At 71.3% G+C, this 15560-nt stretch carries 17 protein-coding genes and 2 pseudogenes; 7 read left to right on the forward strand and 12 right to left on the reverse strand.

Annotated features, from left to right (window positions below):
* The first annotated feature begins 14 nt into the window (after positions 1–14).
* On the forward strand, positions 15–740 hold the full coding sequence (locus tag ABZ464_RS12165; protein ID WP_359274705.1) for a response regulator transcription factor: 726 nt from the start codon (positions 15–17) through the stop codon (positions 738–740).
* Positions 730–1842 carry a HAMP domain-containing sensor histidine kinase gene (locus tag ABZ464_RS12170; protein WP_359274708.1) on the forward strand — a complete coding sequence of 371 codons (1113 nt, stop codon included), beginning with the start codon at positions 730–732 and terminating at the stop codon, positions 1840–1842. Before ABZ464_RS12165 ends, ABZ464_RS12170 begins: the two co-directional genes overlap by 11 nt.
* A 1-nt stretch (position 1843) precedes the next feature.
* Here ABZ464_RS12170 and ABZ464_RS12175 read toward each other — a convergent pair.
* From ABZ464_RS12175 to ABZ464_RS12190, 4 genes and pseudogenes are all read right to left on the reverse strand, one after another.
* Positions 1844–2074 (reverse strand): annotated as a pseudogene (locus ABZ464_RS12175) (hypothetical protein); the annotation flags it as partial.
* A 43-nt stretch (positions 2075–2117) separates the two neighbouring features.
* A complete protein-coding gene (locus ABZ464_RS12180; protein ID WP_359274710.1) occupies positions 2118–2741 on the reverse strand; it encodes a hypothetical protein in 624 nt (207 codons plus the stop codon).
* 97 nt (positions 2742–2838) lie between these two features.
* A complete protein-coding gene (locus tag ABZ464_RS12185; protein WP_359274712.1) occupies positions 2839–3243 on the reverse strand; it encodes a hypothetical protein in 405 nt (134 codons plus the stop codon).
* Complete coding sequence (locus tag ABZ464_RS12190) at positions 3240–4385, reverse strand: molybdopterin-dependent oxidoreductase (RefSeq protein ID WP_359274715.1); 1146 nt, start codon at positions 4383–4385, stop codon at positions 3240–3242. The genes ABZ464_RS12185 and ABZ464_RS12190 overlap by 4 nt, the downstream gene beginning before the upstream one ends.
* 186 nt (positions 4386–4571) lie before the next feature.
* On the opposite strand from ABZ464_RS12190, the gene ABZ464_RS12195 reads away from it, so the two are divergent.
* Positions 4572–5786, forward strand: coding sequence for a beta-propeller fold lactonase family protein (locus ABZ464_RS12195; RefSeq protein WP_359274716.1), 1215 nt, complete (start codon positions 4572–4574; stop codon positions 5784–5786).
* Positions 5787–5869: 83 nt separating this feature from the next.
* The gene (locus ABZ464_RS12200; RefSeq protein ID WP_359274719.1) at positions 5870–7315 is read left to right on the forward strand and encodes a DUF1996 domain-containing protein; all 1446 of its coding nucleotides are present in this window, start codon (positions 5870–5872) and stop codon (positions 7313–7315) included.
* A gap of 32 nt (positions 7316–7347) precedes the next feature.
* Here the strand turns inward: ABZ464_RS12200 and ABZ464_RS12205 are convergent, their stop codons facing one another.
* The 4 genes from ABZ464_RS12205 to ABZ464_RS12220 all read right to left on the reverse strand — a co-directional run bounded on the left by ABZ464_RS12205 (position 7348) and on the right by ABZ464_RS12220 (position 9198).
* Entirely contained in the window at positions 7348–7596 is a 249-nt protein-coding gene (locus ABZ464_RS12205; protein ID WP_359274721.1) for a hypothetical protein, read from the reverse strand.
* Positions 7593–8009: a hypothetical protein gene (locus ABZ464_RS12210; RefSeq protein ID WP_359274724.1), complete on the reverse strand. Its 417-nt coding sequence runs from the start codon at positions 8007–8009 to the stop codon at positions 7593–7595. Before ABZ464_RS12210 ends, ABZ464_RS12205 begins: the two co-directional genes overlap by 4 nt.
* 149 nt (positions 8010–8158) lie before the next feature.
* Positions 8159–8551, reverse strand: coding sequence for a nuclear transport factor 2 family protein (locus ABZ464_RS12215; RefSeq protein WP_359274727.1), 393 nt, complete (start codon positions 8549–8551; stop codon positions 8159–8161).
* Between the two features lie 47 nt (positions 8552–8598).
* Entirely contained in the window at positions 8599–9198 is a 600-nt protein-coding gene (locus ABZ464_RS12220) for a flavodoxin family protein (protein ID WP_359274730.1), read from the reverse strand.
* A 204-nt stretch (positions 9199–9402) separates the two neighbouring features.
* Here ABZ464_RS12220 and ABZ464_RS12225 point away from each other — a divergent pair.
* A pseudogene (locus ABZ464_RS12225) lies at positions 9403–9975 on the forward strand (MFS transporter); the annotation flags it as partial.
* 155 nt (positions 9976–10130) lie between these two features.
* On the opposite strand, the gene ABZ464_RS12230 reads toward ABZ464_RS12225, so the two are convergent.
* From ABZ464_RS12230 to ABZ464_RS12240, 3 genes are all read right to left on the reverse strand, one after another.
* On the reverse strand, positions 10131–10724 hold the full coding sequence (locus ABZ464_RS12230; RefSeq protein WP_358994971.1) for a histidine phosphatase family protein: 594 nt from the start codon (positions 10722–10724) through the stop codon (positions 10131–10133).
* Between the two features lie 124 nt (positions 10725–10848).
* Positions 10849–11301: a GNAT family N-acetyltransferase gene (locus tag ABZ464_RS12235; protein ID WP_359274733.1), complete on the reverse strand. Its 453-nt coding sequence runs from the start codon at positions 11299–11301 to the stop codon at positions 10849–10851.
* Positions 11302–11342: 41 nt separating this feature from the next.
* Positions 11343–12791: a PLP-dependent aminotransferase family protein gene (locus ABZ464_RS12240; RefSeq protein WP_359274736.1), complete on the reverse strand. Its 1449-nt coding sequence runs from the start codon at positions 12789–12791 to the stop codon at positions 11343–11345.
* Between ABZ464_RS12240 and ABZ464_RS12245 the strand changes: the two genes are divergently transcribed.
* Positions 12790–13704 carry a DMT family transporter gene (locus ABZ464_RS12245; protein WP_359274738.1) on the forward strand — a complete coding sequence of 305 codons (915 nt, stop codon included), beginning with the start codon at positions 12790–12792 and terminating at the stop codon, positions 13702–13704. The two genes, ABZ464_RS12240 and ABZ464_RS12245, sit on opposite strands and share 2 nt — an antisense overlap.
* 305 nt (positions 13705–14009) lie before the next feature.
* Positions 14010–14213, forward strand: coding sequence for a DUF1918 domain-containing protein (locus tag ABZ464_RS12250; RefSeq protein ID WP_340382228.1), 204 nt, complete (start codon positions 14010–14012; stop codon positions 14211–14213).
* A 12-nt stretch (positions 14214–14225) separates the two neighbouring features.
* Here ABZ464_RS12250 and ABZ464_RS12255 read toward each other — a convergent pair whose 3' ends face one another.
* On the reverse strand, positions 14226–15470 hold the full coding sequence (locus tag ABZ464_RS12255; protein ID WP_359274740.1) for a family 10 glycosylhydrolase: 1245 nt from the start codon (positions 15468–15470) through the stop codon (positions 14226–14228).
* Positions 15471–15560 lie beyond the last annotated feature (90 nt).

Genomic DNA, 15560 nt, shown 5'->3' on the forward strand with positions numbered 1-15560 from the left:
GTGAGACTCGGGGCGTGAAACGCGTACTCGTCGTGGACGACGACCCGACCGTCTCCGAGGTCGTCGCCGGATATCTGGACCGGGCAGGATTCACCGTCGACGTGGCCGCCGACGGCCCGACCGCCGTGGCCAGGGCCTCCGCCCGACCACCCGACCTCGTGGTGCTGGACCTGATGCTGCCCGGCATGGACGGGCTGGAGGTCTGCCGCCGCATCCGTACGACCGGACCACTCCCGGTGATCATGCTGACCGCGCGCGGCGACGAGGAGGACCGCATCCTCGGCCTGGAGGTCGGCGCGGACGACTACGTCACCAAGCCGTTCAGTCCCCGCGAACTGGTGTTGCGGGTGGAGTCCGTGCTCCGTCGAGCCGGTGCGGCGGCATCGGCACGGGCCGAGATCGCGGAGCCGTGGCTGCGTTCCGGCCCGCTCGCCCTGGATCCCACGGCCCGGCGCGCCACCCGTGGCGGCTCGGAACTGTCCTTGACCATCAGGGAGTTCGACCTGCTGGAGTTCTTCATCCGGCACCCCGGGCAGGCGACGAGCCGGGAGCAGTTGATGCAGCGGGTCTGGGGCTGGGAGTTCGGCGACCTGTCGACCGTCACCGTGCATGTGCGGCGACTGCGCGAGAAGGTCGAGGAAGACCCGGCCCGCCCCCTCCTGATCAGCACGGTGTGGGGCGTCGGCTACCGCTTCGACCCTCCCCCGGCACACGAAACGGAGCCCGGGCATGGTCAGTGACACGCTCCTCATCGCGCTCTACGCGGCGATCGGCGCCACGGGTGCGGGACTGATGGGAGCCGCCGTCCTGCGGACGGTGCGCAACCGGTCCGTCGCCGTGTCCCTGGCCGTGGTCGCCGCCGTCACCGTGGCGGCGATGCTCGCCGGAACCATGCTGGTGTCCTGGGCGATGTTCCTGTCCGACCACGATCTGTGGGTGGTGACGATGGTGGGCGCCATGGCCGCGGTCGTCTCGCTCGTCGTGGCACTCCTCCTGGGCCGCAGCGTCGTGAGGGGCAGCCGGGAGCTGACCGAGGCCGCCCGCGCCTTCGGGGACGACGGCAGCTTCACCCCGCCCGCCGCCGCACCCACCGCTGAACTCGCCCAGATGGCACGTCAGTTGGCCGCCACGAGCGCCAAGCTCGCCGCCTCCCGGGAGCGGGAGCGGACCCTGGAAGCCTCTCGACGGGAACTGGTCGCCTGGATCTCCCACGACCTGCGCACGCCGCTGGCCGGCCTTCAGGCGATGACGGAGGCCCTCGAGGACGGCATGGTCGACAGTCCACGCGTCTACCTCACCCGCATCCGCTCGGAGGTCGGGCGCATGAGCGCGATGGTCGGCGACCTGTTCGAACTCTCCCGGATCCAGGCCGGCGTGCTCGCCCTGTCCCCTGCCAGGATGTCGGTCTACGACCTCGTGGGCGATGCCATCGCCGGCGTCGACGCACTGGCCAGGGAGCACGGCGTACGGCTCGTCGGCCACGGCGTCGAACCCGTGCCGGTGGAGGTCGACGGCCGCGAAATGTCCCGTGTCCTTGCCAATCTGCTGGTCAACGCGATCCGCCGCACACCGGCCGACGGCACGGTCGCCGTCGCGGCCCGCCGTGAGGCCGACCGGGTCGTGCTGTCGGTGACCGACGGGTGCGGCGGGATCGCCCCGGAGGACCTGCCCCGCGTCTTCGACACCGGCTGGCGGGGCACCGACGCCCGTACCCCGCCGGCCGGCGCCGGGCTCGGTCTGGCGATCGTGCGCGGCATCGTGGAAGCCCACCAGGGACGCGCGGCGGTGCGCAACGTGCCGGGAGGCTGCCGGTTCGAGGTGCACCTGCCCGCCGCGGTCTGAGGACGTGGACGAATTCCCGCCGCTGCCCGCCGTCCTCGACGACACGCACGCGGGGCCTCGCCGCGCAAGCGGACGGACCGGAACAGGGATGCCACGCCCGCTCAGGGAGTGACGCGCGGCATGCTGGCCGTACACGTCGTGCTCGCGGCCCGGGCCGTACGACGCCGTGCCGCGAGCACGCGTACCGCCCCTCGCCGTGGACCGGCATCGAACGCGCCCACACCGGCCGTCGCGGCAAGGGGGGCGTCGGTCACCGTCTCCCCGGCGCGAGAACGTCAGAGGTCGCCGGCCCTTCCCGGCTCCCCCGGCGCGCCCTCGGCGGGCCGGGACGCCGCCACGGTCAGCAGGGCGAAGGCCACGGCGAAACCGAGCATGGTGAACACGCCCCTGGGCCAGAAGATGTGGCTGTCGACGAATGACCAGCAGGTGGCGAACAGGACCACGGCACCCGGCAGTACCCGCACACCGTGCCGCCGCCAGAGCACCGCGCAGGTGGCCAGCGAGGCCACGCCGAGCCCGTACACCCCGGTACGGCCCAACGCGTCACCCGTGGCGAACAGCCGTCCGGCGGCCCCGTGGACGCCGTGGTCGACGACAGTGCCGGCGGATATGCCGGCCACCGCGTCGAGTCCGGAGTAGTAGGCGGCGAAGCAGAGACATCCGGCCCAGGAGAGGACCGTCAGGGCCCCCTCCACGTCGCGACGCGGCCGTCCCCGCACGGGGACCAGCAAGCCGAGGACAAGGAGCGGAAAGACAGGCAGCAGGACGATGTGCAGCCCTGCCCAGTGTCCTGCCGTCACCGCCGTCAGATGCCGGGGGTGCATCAGGCCGGCGGCGGCCAGCAGCAGCGGAGCGGCGGTCACCAGGGCCGTCACCCGAAAGGTGTGGAGGGATCGCATCCGGTCACGCTAGGCGGCACCCCGGTGCCCCGCGGCGCCCGCGCGCGGCACGTAAGACACCCGTAAGACGGCACGTGCTTCGACCGGACGAGGAACGTCACTCGTCAGACGGCCGACGGCGGTGCCCGAACCCCCGCACAGCCAGGACGAGCACGGTCACCGTGGCGACGGCCACCAGTGCGATCAGCCAGTTGCGCGGGTAGTCCAGCGGCAGCACCGACGAGTTGGCCGTCCGCCCGGGCCGGAGCAGCACGGGCAGCGCCACCACCGTCAACGCCCCCGAGACCAGCAGGGCGCCACGGACCGGCCCGCGCACACCGCCGCGCACCAGGAGCAGCCCGGCCAGCAACACCAAGGGGGCGATCACCGCGTCGTGCAGGACGACCGCCCCACCCATCCACACCAGCACATCCGGTAGATCGCGGACATCCGTCATCAGCGACACCCCGACGCCCATCAGCACCACGCCGACCGCGCCCGCCGTCGTACGCACCGCCTTCACGCCAGCACCTCCAGTCGGCCGACCCACTTGGTCTGCAGCACGCCCGGCCTGTTGGGAGCGATGAGCCGCACCGGGTAGCCGTGGTCGGGGTCGAGCTCCTCGCCGTTCAGGCGCAGGGCGAGCAGGGTGAGCGGGTCACGCGCGTGCTCGTGCCCCATCTCCGACACCCGGTAGCCGCCCCTCAGCTGCAACGACACCACCCGTATCCGCGCATGCGCCGGTGCCCCCGTCCGCTCCAGCAGGTCCACGACCCGTACGCCGGTCCAGTGCGCCGACTTGCTCCAGCCCTCCACGCACGCGATCGGAAGCTCGACCTCATGCTGGGGCAGCGCCCGCAACTCCTCGAGGGTCAGGGTGTACGGCCGCGGGCCGGCCACCGTCAGGCGGTACTCCTCGGCGGCGATCCGGCCGACCCCGGCCGCGGCGGCGGTCCGGTTGACCGGCAGCCCCTGCGGGCCCTTGTCCGGGTGACGGGGTGCGAACAGGAGGAAGTCCTTCAGCGGGGTGAACGACTGCCCCACCGTGGTGAGCGTGACGGCCCCGACGGCCGCGCCCACCGCGGCCAGCAGCGAGCGCCGGTCGGGTGCGTCCTGTGCGGGCAGGGCGAGCGTCCCGGCCGACCGCCGAGTCCAGTGCGCCTTGATCTCGGGCGCCTTGACCGCGATGTGCAGCACCAGCGCGCCGACGACCAGCCACGCCACCGCGTAGTGCACGGGCACGAAGGAGAACGGCCACGGGTACCACTGGGCCGTGTTCAGCAGCCCGGTCGCGAGCTCGAACAGGGCTCCGGCCACCAACACCGCGACCGAAAGCCGCTCCAGAGCATGCTTGACCGACCTCAGCGGCGGCCATGCGAACAACCGCGGGTACACCGTCCACAGCTTCGCCAGGAGCAACGGGACCGCCGCGATGCCCGACGCCACGTGCAGGCCCTGAGTGAGCCGGTATCCCCAGACCGGACGGCTCGGGATGTCGCCGGCCGGCCAGACCGGCGGATGCTGCATGAAGTGGCTGACCAGCCCGGTGACGAAGCACACGGCGAACGCCGCGCCCAGCCAGCGGCCGATCGAGGTCGCCGTACGGGCATCATGCAGTCCGCCCTTGAACACCGGCGGAGAGACACTGAGTTTCATGCCCTCCATCCCACTCGGCGCCCGGCCGCACCGGAACATCTGAACTCTTACGGAACAGAGACGTCGGAAGCGCGGTCACTCCTTACGAGACTCTGACGTGGGGTCGAAATCTCTGCCGCCTCAACTGCCCCAGCGGCAACGCTGACTTCGCCGCTCACCCGGAGCGGTGTCGGCGAAAGGTTTCGGGAGCAGCGCATGAGCAGGCATACAAGGCGCAGGTCACCTCTGCGGGTTCGGCTGACGGTCGCGGGAGCGGGGATCCTCGCGGTTGCGGCGGCCGCCGCGACGATGACCATCGCCTCGGCCGGTGAGCCCGCCCATCGTCGGGCAGAGGAGCAGACGGCCGGGGCCGATCACGCCGTCTTCGTACAGGGCAACGAACTCGAGGGCAACAGCATCCACGTCTTCCGGCGCGGGACCGACGGGAAGCTCACCCCCGCGGGGCGCTACCGGACCGGCGGCAAGGGCGGCGACCAGGTGGACGCGCCCACCGACTCCCTCGCCTCCCAGGGCTCCCTGGTGTACGACGACCGGTCGGGACTGCTGCTGGCGGTCAACGCGGGCAGTGGCACCGTGACCTCCTTCCAGGTCCGGGGGCAGAAACTGACCCACCGTCGAGTGGTCGGCTCCGGCGGTGACTTCCCGTCGTCCATCACGGTGTCCGGCCGAGTCGCCTACGTCATGAACGCGGGTGGCGCGGGCAGTGTGCAGGGCTTCCGGATCACCGCCGACGGGCTCAGGCCCCTGCCGGGCTCGCGTCGCTCCCTGGGGCTGGACAACGAGAAGGTGCCGCTGTTCAGCAGCTCGCCCGGCCAGGTCGCGTTCACCCCGGACGGCCGAGCGCTGGTGGTCACCACCAAGTCGGCCAACACCATCGAGGTCTTCCCGGTCGGCCGCGACGGCCGGCCCGCCGAGAAGGCCGTGGTCAGCCGCTCCGCCGGCGAAGTCCCCTTCGCGATCACCTTCGACCGGAGCGGACGGATGCTCGTCGCGGAGGCCGCGAAGTCGACGGTCAGCACCTACACGGTGCGGTCCGACGGTCGCCTCAAGCTCCTGCAGCGCCCGCTGGCGAACGGCCAGAACACCCTGTGCTGGCTGGAACGCGCCGGAGCATTCTTCTACGGCGGCAACACGGGCAACTCCACCGTGACCGGCTACCGCATGGACCGGCACGGCCGGCTGGCCCTCACCCACGCGCAAGGGATCGCCACACCGCCCTCGGCCCAGTCCCAGGGAGTCATCGACCTGGCGGTGACGAAGGACGAGAAGTTCCTCTACGTGCAGAACGCCACCTCCGGCACCGTGGACGGCTTCCGCATCGGCGGCGACGGCTCGCTCACCAAGGTCACCACCGCCACCGGCCTGCCCGCCTTCGCCGACTCCGGCATGGAAGGCATCACCGCGGTGTGAAGAAGCCGTAGCCGCGACACGAACCCTCGGAACCCACCGCTCCGACGCATACACCTGAATTCGAGAACCACATAGGAGTCCCCGTGCGCCACCACACACCCAAGCGATCCAGGACAGCCAATCGAGCCGTAGCCGCCCTGGCGGGCCTGGCCCTGGGGGCAGGAGCGCTGATAACGATCAACATGTACGCCTCCGCCGACGAGAGCGGAGCCGGCAACGCGACGAAACGCGCCTCGACGGGCCAGACACAGGTGTTCGCCGCCGGAGCGGCCACCATCAGCTGCCCGGATGTCGGGGCCAAGCTGACCTCGGTCCCCAGCCAGGCCAGGGCGCAGGTGGACAGGGAACTCGCGCTCCTCGACAGGCAAGTGGCCGAGGCGTACCAGCGGCTGCAGGATTCGGCCCGGGCGATCCAGCAGGACGGCAACTTCGCCAACAACGCGATCATGGGGCCGTTGAAGGACAAGCGGGTCGCGACCATCGACCGGATCGCGATCGCCATCGGCAGGACGGGGACCAGGCCGCAGGGCCTCGAATCGCTCGCCGCCTGTACGCTCCAGGCGTCCGGCAGCCAGCAGGGCACCGGCCAGAACGGCACCGACCGGCAAAGCGCGAACGGCCCCGTGGCCGCCGACTTCGTGGACATCACCACGGTCCGGCCGAATGTGAGGAGCCCGCGCAAGGCGCGCGGCGCTTCCCGGGGCGTCTTCACCACACAGTGCGGCGTCAACGCGAACAAGCTGCACAACTCCGACAACGTCATCGTCGCCCCGGGTGTCGGAAACGGCGCGCACCACACACACGACTACGTCGGCAACCAGGACAACAACGCGTTCACCAGCAACGAGGAGTTCGCCGCTGCCGGGACGAGCTGCCGCAACCAGGGGGACAGGTCCACGTACTACTGGCCGGTGCTCCGCCTCCAGGACGGCACCCAGGAGTTCGACGCCGGGAAGCTCGGTGGCGGAGCCGAGGGCAACACCGGTCGCATACTGACGGCCTCGCGGGTCACCTTGAACTTCGTCGGCAGCCCGCGGGGCAAGGTCGTGGCCATGCCCAGGTTCCTGCGGATCATCACCGGTGACGCCAAGGCGTTCACCAACGGCACCGCGAACGCCAACGCCTCGTGGAGCTGCACCGGCTTCGAGAACCGGCAGCTGACCGACAAGTACCCGGTCTGCCCCAAGGGCAGCAGCCTGGTCCGTACTTCCAGGTTCCAGAGCTGCTGGGACGGCCGGGACGTCGACAGCGCCAACCACCGCTCGCACGTCGCCTTCGCCGACCCCAGGACCGGTGGCTGCCCGGCCGGCTTCAAGGCCATCCCGCAGCTGGTCCAGCGTCTGGTCTACGACGTGGACGCGCCCAGCCTCGGCGACAACGGAGCGTCCAGCCCGTTCTACGCGGTGGACGGTTTCCCCGAGCAGATGCACAAGCCGATCACGGACCACGGCGACTTCATCAACGTCTTCGACGAGAAGCTGATGAACCGCATGGTCCAGTGCATCAACACCGGCCGAAAGTGCCGATGACCGCGTCTGCGTCGAGGATGTCGGGACCCCTCTCATTCACCCTCCGGCTCATGCCCCGCCGTTGCGGGCAGCGCGGTCAGGGCCACCATGCTCGCGATCATCATTGGCAGACCGATGACCGGGTTGACGACGGTGCGGTCGCGGAACATCTCCAGCGGCACCATCGGATGCGCCGCACCGGCCTCGACCAGGACGAAGGCGGCCGGCGCGGCGACGGCGACGCCGAGTGCGACCAGGGCACGGGGCTCCGTGAACCCGCTCTTCCGACGCCCGCAGGTCACTCGACCGTCGCGCCTCCTGACAGGCGAAGCTCCTCGCTGTCGAGGTCGGCCTGGAGGCCGCGCAGCACGGTGTCGTCGATGTGGTGTTCGTCGCGAAGCCGGATGACGGTGTCCCGCCTGTGGGCGATGAGAGCCAGGTGCAGCGCCGTGTAGTCCTGGTGCATGAGCAGCGCCGGATGGTCCTCGGCGCCCGTGCTCCGGGCCTGCGCGGACGCCAGGCGTCCCTCGTACTCCTGGCGTAGCCACTCGACGGTCTTGGGGCCGGTGCCGAGGCCGGCGGCGAGCTTCGGTATCGCCCCGAGCGCCGCTTCGATGGCGGCGGTCTCGGCGAGGCTGCGCTCCTCGTCGACGGAGGTGTCCGGGGGCAGCTTGGCCCAGCGCATCGCCACCGGCAGCAGCAGCCCCTGGGTCACCAGCGTGACGAGGATGACGCCGGAGGTGACGAAGATGTTTCCCAGAATCGCACGACGTCCAGGCGGACGAGGGGAAGAGTCCGCGCCTGGACATCGCGCCGTGGAAGTGGTGAAGGGGCGCTTGCTGTGATCCGGTTGCGGGCGCGGGCTCAGCCGTTCAGTGCCTGCTGCAGCACATGGCTGTCCGCGGCCTGCACCAGGCCGGCGATCCTGCCCTCACGGATCGTCCACAGGTGGATGAACCGCACGTCCGCCCTGTTCCCGCTCCTCGTCTCGGCGTGGTAGTGCCCGAGCACGAACACGTGACCGTCCTCGTCGGTGTAGTACTGCTCGGGGACGGATCCCAAGGACGCGAAGTTCGGTTGCATCGGGCCGAAGAAGTCACGGACGACGCGGTCCCAGCCCTGGTGGACCCCACCACCCGGGAAGCCGGGCGTGATGTCCCAGACGATGTCCGCCGCCACGACCTCGGCGACGACTTCCGGGGCCATACGGGACTCGTACAACCGACGAACCAGGGAGATGTTCGCCGAAGTGGACATGGCGTGCTCCTTCGACTGCGGATCGGCTGTCGCGGGCATGGCGGACATCAGGCGCTGACGGTGGTGAGACCGGCCTTGAAGATCGAGGCGACGCGCGCGACGCGGCCACCGAGGGCTTCGGCGGTGGCGATGTCGGCCTTGTGGACGCCCTCAGGACCGGTGTCGGTCGGGGTCTGGGCGCCGGCGCCGAGGAAGTAGCCGAGACGGTTGATGTCGTTCTCGCTGCCCGTGGTGCTGCCCCAGCCGGGCAGCAGACCGAGGTTGACCCAGTGCATGCCGTGCTGGGCGGCCAGGGTGGAGAAGTAGCCGAGGGTGGAGGACTTGTCGCCGCTCTTGCCGCCGGAATTGGTGAACCCTGCGGCGATCTTGTCGGTCCACGTCTGTACGGACCACCGCTGGCTGCCGGCCTCGGCGAACGCGTGGAAGGCCGCCGAGGCGGTGCCCATGTAGGTCGGGGAGCCGAAGATGATCGCCTCCGCGGCGTCCAGTTGGGCCCACTGCTCGTCGGTGATCGTGTCCACGGGGATGGACAAGGCCTGGGCCCCGGCCTCGGCCGCACCGCGTGCCACGGCCTCGGCCAGTACGCCGGTGTGGCCGTAGCCGGAGTGAAATGCGACAGCGACGACGGGACGGTCGGAAGAAGACATGGTGGTGCTGCTTTCCGGTTCTTGAATCGGGGACGCGGCCAGCATGGCACCGGATGCGAGCGGTGTGAGGGGGAGGAATTCGTACCCGGGCGGATTCAAAGCCTCGCGGCTATCGTTTTTTGGCGTCAGCCGCCCGGGAGTTCGGGCCTGTGGCCTCGAGGTGCGCCTCAGCGGATCAGTGAAATGTGATGTCAGGAGGCGGCAATGGCCCAGGACGTGGGCGAAGAGGCGGTACACGCCCAGTCGGCAGCGGGGCGTCGGCACGGGGTGCGGGTTTCCCTCGGCGCGCTGCTGCTCGGCATGCTCATCTCGGCACTCGACCAGACCATCGTCTCCACCGCGCTGCCGACCATCGTCGGCGATCTCGGCGGGATGAGCCGTCTGTCCTGGGTCGTCACGGCCTATCTGCTCGCCTCGACCGCGGCGACCCCGCTGTGGGGCAAGCTCGGCGACCAGTACGGGCGCAAGAAGCTCTTCCAGGCAGCGATCGTGATCTTCCTGGTCGGGTCGGCGCTGTGCGGCCTGGCGCAGAACATGTCCGAGCTGATCGCCTTCCGTGCGCTGCAGGGCCTCGGCGGCGGCGGGCTGATGGTTCTGTCGATGGCGATCGTCGGCGACATCGTGCCGCCCCGGGACCGGGGCCGCTACCAGGGCCTGTTCGGCGCTGTCTTCGGCGCGACCAGTGTCCTCGGGCCGCTACTCGGTGGTCTGTTCGTGGATCGTCTGAGCTGGCGCTGGGTCTTCTACATCAACCTCCCTGTCGGTGCCGTCGCGCTGGGTGGCGCGGCCGATCCCGCGGCGTGGCGGCGCCGGGCCGGGATGAGAGGGCGCCGGCCGCCTACGAGGACGCCTTCCGCGCCGTCGGCCATGCCTTGCACTACGAGATTCGGACGCGTCGGTGGCCCCGCCGAGGACCCGCTGCTCACCACGGACTACGCGCGCGTGGGCTGAACCGACGCCCCTTCCAGGCGCAGGTTCCAGCGCCCGCCCCGGCCGGTGACGGTGGTCGTCGACAGGGGGCGCACATCGATGTTCCAGTACGTCGACGGCGGCGCCTTGAGCGCGTACACCACCGCCGCCCGGATCACGCCGGGTTCGGCGACCGCCACGATCCGGTCGCCGTCCCCGAGCGGGCGGGTGTCGAGCCAGTCACCGACCCGGGTGATGAAGTCCAGGAGGGACTCGCCGCCGTGCGGGGTGGCCAGCGGGTCGGCCAGCCAGGCGTCCACGGCCGCCGGCTCGCGGGCCATCGCCTCGCCCAGGGTCAGACCTCGCCAGCGGCCCATCGCGCAGTCGCGCAGGGCGAGTTGCACGAGCGGGGCATAGCCGAGGGCGTCGCCGGTGATACGGCTGCTCGGGGTGGGCGAGCAGTAGCGCAGCTCGGCGGCGGCGAGGGGCAGAAGGTCGGGAACCACCCGCTGCACCTCGTCCCAGCCCGCCTGGTCCAGCGGCCGGTCGTCCTCGAAGCGCTCCGCGAGCAGGGGCGAGCTGCGCGCGGCTGCGACGAACGTCACCCGAAGTGGCATGCGGTGATGGTGAGCCGAGCAACTGAGCAGGTCAAGGGGTGTCGGGCGACAGGCGCCGGAATTCTTACCGGCGAGTCAAGAAGTGCCGGACAAGTCCTGAGAAAACGATCCTCACCATACGGCTTCACGTCACGCCGAGCTTCGCGAAGATCAGCGCCATCCACCGGTCCGGCTCCTCCAGCGCCTCGAAGCCGACCTTCTCGTACACCCCGTGGGCGTCTTGCGTGGCGAGCAGGATCCGGCGCAACCCGTGCGGCAGCAGATGGTCGCGGACGGCGGCGACGAGCGAGGTGCCGATGCCCTTGCCGCGCACCGCCGGGTCCACGTAGACGTCGCACAGCCAGGCGAAGGTCGCGAGATCGGTCACCACGCGCGCGTAGGCGACCTGCTCGCCGGAGGCGGAGTCGTAGACCCCGAAGTTCAGCGAGCCGGCGATGGCCCTGTCCTGTTTCTCGCGCTCGCGCCCGATGGCCCAGTACGCGTCGGTGGAGAGCCAGCGGTGCACGCGCCCGGCGTCGATGCGGGACGGGTCGGCGGAGATCTCGTAGCCCTCGGCGAGGGGTGGGACGGCGTTCATGGCCGGATCCTCACAGCGGGCGGCGCGTCATGTCGAACGATTTATCGACCGATTTCGGGCAGCACCTCGTCGCAGGCCGCGCGCAGCCGTCGTACCCCTTCCGTGATCTCCTCCGTGCCCGCGACGGCCGCGAAGCTCAGCCGGACGTGGGCGGCCGGGGGTTCGGCGCTGAAGTACGGGCGGCCCGGGGTGAGGGCGACACCGGCGTGCAGGGCGGCGGCCGTCAACGCGCTCTCCTCCGTCCCGTCGGGCAGTCGGAGCCACAGGTGGTAGCCGCCGGACGGGATGTGCGGGAGGGCGAGTTCGGGCAGCTGCAGCCGGAGCGCGGCGGTCATCGCGTCCCTGCGGGCGCGGAGTTCGGCGGCGACGGTCCGCAGATGGCGTGGCCAGGCGGGCGAGCCGACGAGTTCCAGGGCCGCCTCCTGGAGCGGGCGGGGCACGAAGAAGGTGTCGACGACCTGGATCGCGCGCAGCCGTTCCAGCGCCGGGCCGCGCGCGGCGAGGGCGCACACCCGGAAGCTGGGCGAGGTCGCCTTGGTGAGCGAGCCGACGTGGACGACGACCCCGTCGGGGTCGTCGGCGGCGAGCGGGCGCGGCAGCGGACCCGCGTCCTCGTGCGCGAGCCGCCGGACGAAGTCGTCCTCGACGACGAAGGCGCCCGCCTCCCGTGCGATGCGCAGCACCTCGCCGCGGCGGGCGGGGGCGAGGACGGCGCCGGTCGGGTTCTGGAACAGCGGCTGGCAGATGAAGACCCGGGCGCCGGTGGCCCGGAAGGCGTCGGCCAGCAGGTCCGGCTTCACGCCGTCCGGGTCGACCGGGACGGGGACCGGACGCAGGCCCGCCGAGCGGGCGATGGCGAGCATGCCGGGGTAGGTCGGCGATTCGACGAGGACCGGCGCGCCGGGCGGGGCGAGGGCGCGCAGCGCGGTGGTGAGGGCCGCCTGGCCGCCGGCGCTGACCAGTACCTCGGCCGGGCCGACGGTTCCGCCGATGGTGCGGGCGAACCACTCCCGCAGCTCCGGCAGGCCCTCCATCGGGGGCCGTCCCCAGGCGCCGGGCCGGCGTCCGGCGCGGGCCAGGGCGTCGGACATGGCGCGCTCGGGTTGCAGCGAGGGGTGCAGATAGCCGCCGTTGAACTCGACCACGCCGGGCGGCGGGGCGGCCAGGGAGACGGTGACGCCGGTGGCGTCGACCGAGCGCGGGACGAGGTCGGCGGCGCCGTCCGCGCTGAGGGCGACCTCCTGCCAGGAGGTGTCCCCGGTCGGTGTGGTCGCGGGGCGTGGCCGGGCCCGGAACGCGCCGGCCCCCGGCCGGGTCACCACCAGTCCCTCGGCGGCCAGTTGGGCGAGCGCCCGGGAGACGGTCACCGGGCTCACCCGGAAGCGTTCGATCAGCGCCCGGCTCGACGGGAGCTTTCCACCGGGAGAGTAGCGGTCCAGCTCCCTTCGCAGCTGATCCGCCAGTTCACCCACACTGCTACGCTCTTGCATGAAGACACAGAGTAGCGCTATCGCGCCCCCCACGATAGCGGTCAGCACCCCTCCCGCCCGTGGCCTCGGCACCCTCCAGGCCGCTCTCGGGGTCGTCGCCTTCTCCCTGACGTTTCCCGCCACCGCCTGGGGGCTGGAGGGGTTCGGCCCCTGGTCGCTGGTGGCCGTGCGCAGCGTGCTGGCCGCGGTGATCGCGGGCGGCTGTCTGCTGGCGCTGCGGGTCCCGGTGCCCGCGCGACGGCACTGGGCGGGGCTCGCGGTGGTGGCCGGCGGAGTGGTCGTCGGTTTCCCGCTGCTGACCACCCTCGCGCTGCGGACCTCCACCACCGCGCATGCCGCCGTCGTGGTCGGTCTGCTGCCGCTGACCACCGCGCTGCTGTCGGCCCTGCGCATGGGCACCAGGCCCTCGCGCACCTTCTGGACGGCGGCGCTCGCGGGGGCCGCGGCGGTGCTGGCGTTCACCGTGCAGCAGAGCGGCGGGGCGGTGACCGGCGCAGATCTCTATCTGTTCGGGGCGCTGCTGGTGTGCGCGGCCGGTTACACGGAGGGCGGGCGGCTGGCCCGGGTGATGCCGGGCTGGCAGGTGATCGGCTGGGCGCTGGTGTTCTGTCTGCCGCTCGGCGTGCCCGCCGCCGCCCTCGCCGTGACGTACGAGCCCGTCGCGCTGACCGCGCACAGCGTGGCCGGGCTGCTGTGGGTGGCGGCGGGCTCGCAGTTCCTCGGCCTGGTCGTCTGGTACCGGGGCATGGCGGCCATCGGGATCCCGAAGGCCAGCCAGTTGCAGTTGGCGCAGCCGCTGCTCACACTGGTGTGGTCGGTGCTGCTGCTGGGCGAGCACCTCACGCCCGCCGCACCGCTGACCGCGGCCGCGGTGCTGGTCTGCATCGCCGTCACCCAGCGGGCGCGCGGCTAGGGCATGTCGTTTGGATCAGGCCGCAGGACATCGACGAGGCTGTTCGGTGCCGGTGAGCGGGGTCCGGTGCGTGCAGCTGCAAGGCGAAGGAGGGCGTCGACGCGGAGCATCGGCAACCGACGACAACGCGGCAGATGCGCGTGCCAGACCCCGCGTCTGCGGCATGATCCAAACGACAGGCCCCAGGGCCTGACGAGAGGCCCTGGGATGCCGGGGCCCGCGGCTCCCGGCGGGATTCGGGAGGCAGACCCTAGAATCGACATCACGGACCACTGCTCCCTTCACACGGCGAGGAGGCCCCGCAGATGCGTGCAACCGCGGGCGACCAGTTTGTCCAGCACGGCAGGGTGGTCGGCCAACACGACAAGGTCGGCGAGATCGTCGAAGTACTGGGCCAGGACGGCAACCCACCGTTCCGCGTCCGCTTCACCGACGGGCATGTGGGCGTGTGCTCACCCGGCCCGGACACCGAAATCCGTCACCGGACCACGTCCGAGGAACGGCGGTAGAACAGCGCTGTATCAGCGCGGGGGCTTCGCCGGCTGCGTGTAGTGGTCGGCGACCACCCTTGCCATCGCTCCGATCCGGTCCGTCCGTACGTCCTTGGCGGCGAAGAAGACATGCCCGCGTGCCTGCGGGTGTTTCTTCGCCAGTGTGAGGTGCCTGCTCAGTTCGGCCTTGGCCGACCAGGCCGCGGGCTGCCCCGAGGCGCCCGCCTTGTACAGGCCCTCGCCGAGGTAGAGCCGGGTCCGGCTGCCCTTGGCCACCTCCGCCCACCAGGGCACGAGCTTGGCGTAGTCGGCGGCGGAGTTGCCGATCTCCCAGTACAGCTGCGGGACCACGTAGTCGATCCAGCCCTCCTTCACCCACTTCCGGCTGTCCGCGTAGATCTCGTCGTACGACTGGAAGGCGCGGGTGTCCGAGCCGCGTGAGTCGGTGGAGGCGTTGCGCCACACCCCGAACGGGCTGATCCCGAACTGTGTGCTCGGCCGCACGGCCTTGATCCGGGCGGCCATCTCCCGCACCAGCCTGTTGACGTTGTCCCGCCGCCAGGCGGCCCGGGTGGTGAAGGCGCCGCCGTGGGCGTCGTACGCGTCGTCGTCGTCGAAGCTCTGGCCCGCGACCGGGTAGGGGTAGAAGTAGTCGTCGAAGTGGACCGCGTCGACGGGGTACTTCTTCACCGCGTCCAGCATCGCGTCCTGGACGAAGGCGCGGACCGCCGGCAGTCCCGGGTTGTAGTAGAGCCTGCCGCCGTACTCCACCGCCCAGTCCGGGTGCTTGCGGACCGGATGGGCGGCGACCAGCCGGGAGCGGTCGGCATGGGTGGCGACCCGGTACGGGTTGAACCAGGCGTGCAGTTCGAGGCCGCGGGCGTGGGCCTCGGTGACGGCGGTGCCGAGCGGGTCCCAGCCCGGGGACCTGCCCTGGGTGCCGGTGAGGACCTGCGACCAGGGCTCGTACGGGGAGGGCCACAGCGCGTCGGCCGTGGGCCGCACCTGGAAGACCACCGTGTTGAGCCGGTCACGGACCGCCAGGTCGAGCCAGTCGATCAGTTCCTTGCGCTGCTGTGCGGCCGTCAGTCCCGGCCTGGACGGCCAGTCGCGGTTGGCCACCGTCGCGAGCCACACGCCCCGCATCTCGGCCGTCGCCCGGCCCTCTCCCGCTCCGCCCCGCGCGGGAGCGGGGGCCGCCGAGCCCGCCGCGCCCGTCGTGGTGAACGCCGACAGCGCCGCAAGCGCGAACGCCCTCCGGGTCAGTCGCCCCATCGCACTCATCCCTGTGTCACTCCATGGATCCGCTCGGTCACGGATCGTCTCCGCGCACAGCATGCACCGACCCCGGCGATCGATCATCGA

Origin of the sequence: Streptomyces sp. NPDC005820 (assembly GCF_040630255.1) — a bacterium.
In the GTDB taxonomy this organism is placed as follows: domain Bacteria; phylum Actinomycetota; class Actinomycetes; order Streptomycetales; family Streptomycetaceae; genus Streptomyces.

What these genes read in the sequence shown, in the direction of transcription:
- ABZ464_RS12180 (WP_359274710.1), bottom strand. Translation starts at nt 2,741, where the DNA reads ATGCGATCCCTCCACACCTTTCGGGTGACGGCCCTGGTGACCGCCGCT.
- ABZ464_RS12245 (WP_359274738.1), top strand. Translation starts at nt 12,790, where the DNA reads ATGAAGACACAGAGTAGCGCTATCGCGCCCCCCACGATAGCGGTCAGC.
- ABZ464_RS12235 (WP_359274733.1), bottom strand. Translation starts at nt 11,301, where the DNA reads ATGAACGCCGTCCCACCCCTCGCCGAGGGCTACGAGATCTCCGCCGAC.
- ABZ464_RS12170 (WP_359274708.1), top strand. Translation starts at nt 730, where the DNA reads ATGGTCAGTGACACGCTCCTCATCGCGCTCTACGCGGCGATCGGCGCC.
- ABZ464_RS12255 (WP_359274740.1), bottom strand. Translation starts at nt 15,470, where the DNA reads ATGGGGCGACTGACCCGGAGGGCGTTCGCGCTTGCGGCGCTGTCGGCG.
- ABZ464_RS12240 (WP_359274736.1), bottom strand. Translation starts at nt 12,791, where the DNA reads ATGCAAGAGCGTAGCAGTGTGGGTGAACTGGCGGATCAGCTGCGAAGG.
- ABZ464_RS12250 (WP_340382228.1), top strand. Translation starts at nt 14,010, where the DNA reads ATGCGTGCAACCGCGGGCGACCAGTTTGTCCAGCACGGCAGGGTGGTC.
- ABZ464_RS12230 (WP_358994971.1), bottom strand. Translation starts at nt 10,724, where the DNA reads ATGCCACTTCGGGTGACGTTCGTCGCAGCCGCGCGCAGCTCGCCCCTG.
- ABZ464_RS12190 (WP_359274715.1), bottom strand. Translation starts at nt 4,385, where the DNA reads ATGGAGGGCATGAAACTCAGTGTCTCTCCGCCGGTGTTCAAGGGCGGA.
- ABZ464_RS12215 (WP_359274727.1), bottom strand. Translation starts at nt 8,551, where the DNA reads ATGTCCACTTCGGCGAACATCTCCCTGGTTCGTCGGTTGTACGAGTCC.
- ABZ464_RS12195 (WP_359274716.1), top strand. Translation starts at nt 4,572, where the DNA reads ATGAGCAGGCATACAAGGCGCAGGTCACCTCTGCGGGTTCGGCTGACG.
- ABZ464_RS12220 (WP_359274730.1), bottom strand. Translation starts at nt 9,198, where the DNA reads ATGTCTTCTTCCGACCGTCCCGTCGTCGCTGTCGCATTTCACTCCGGC.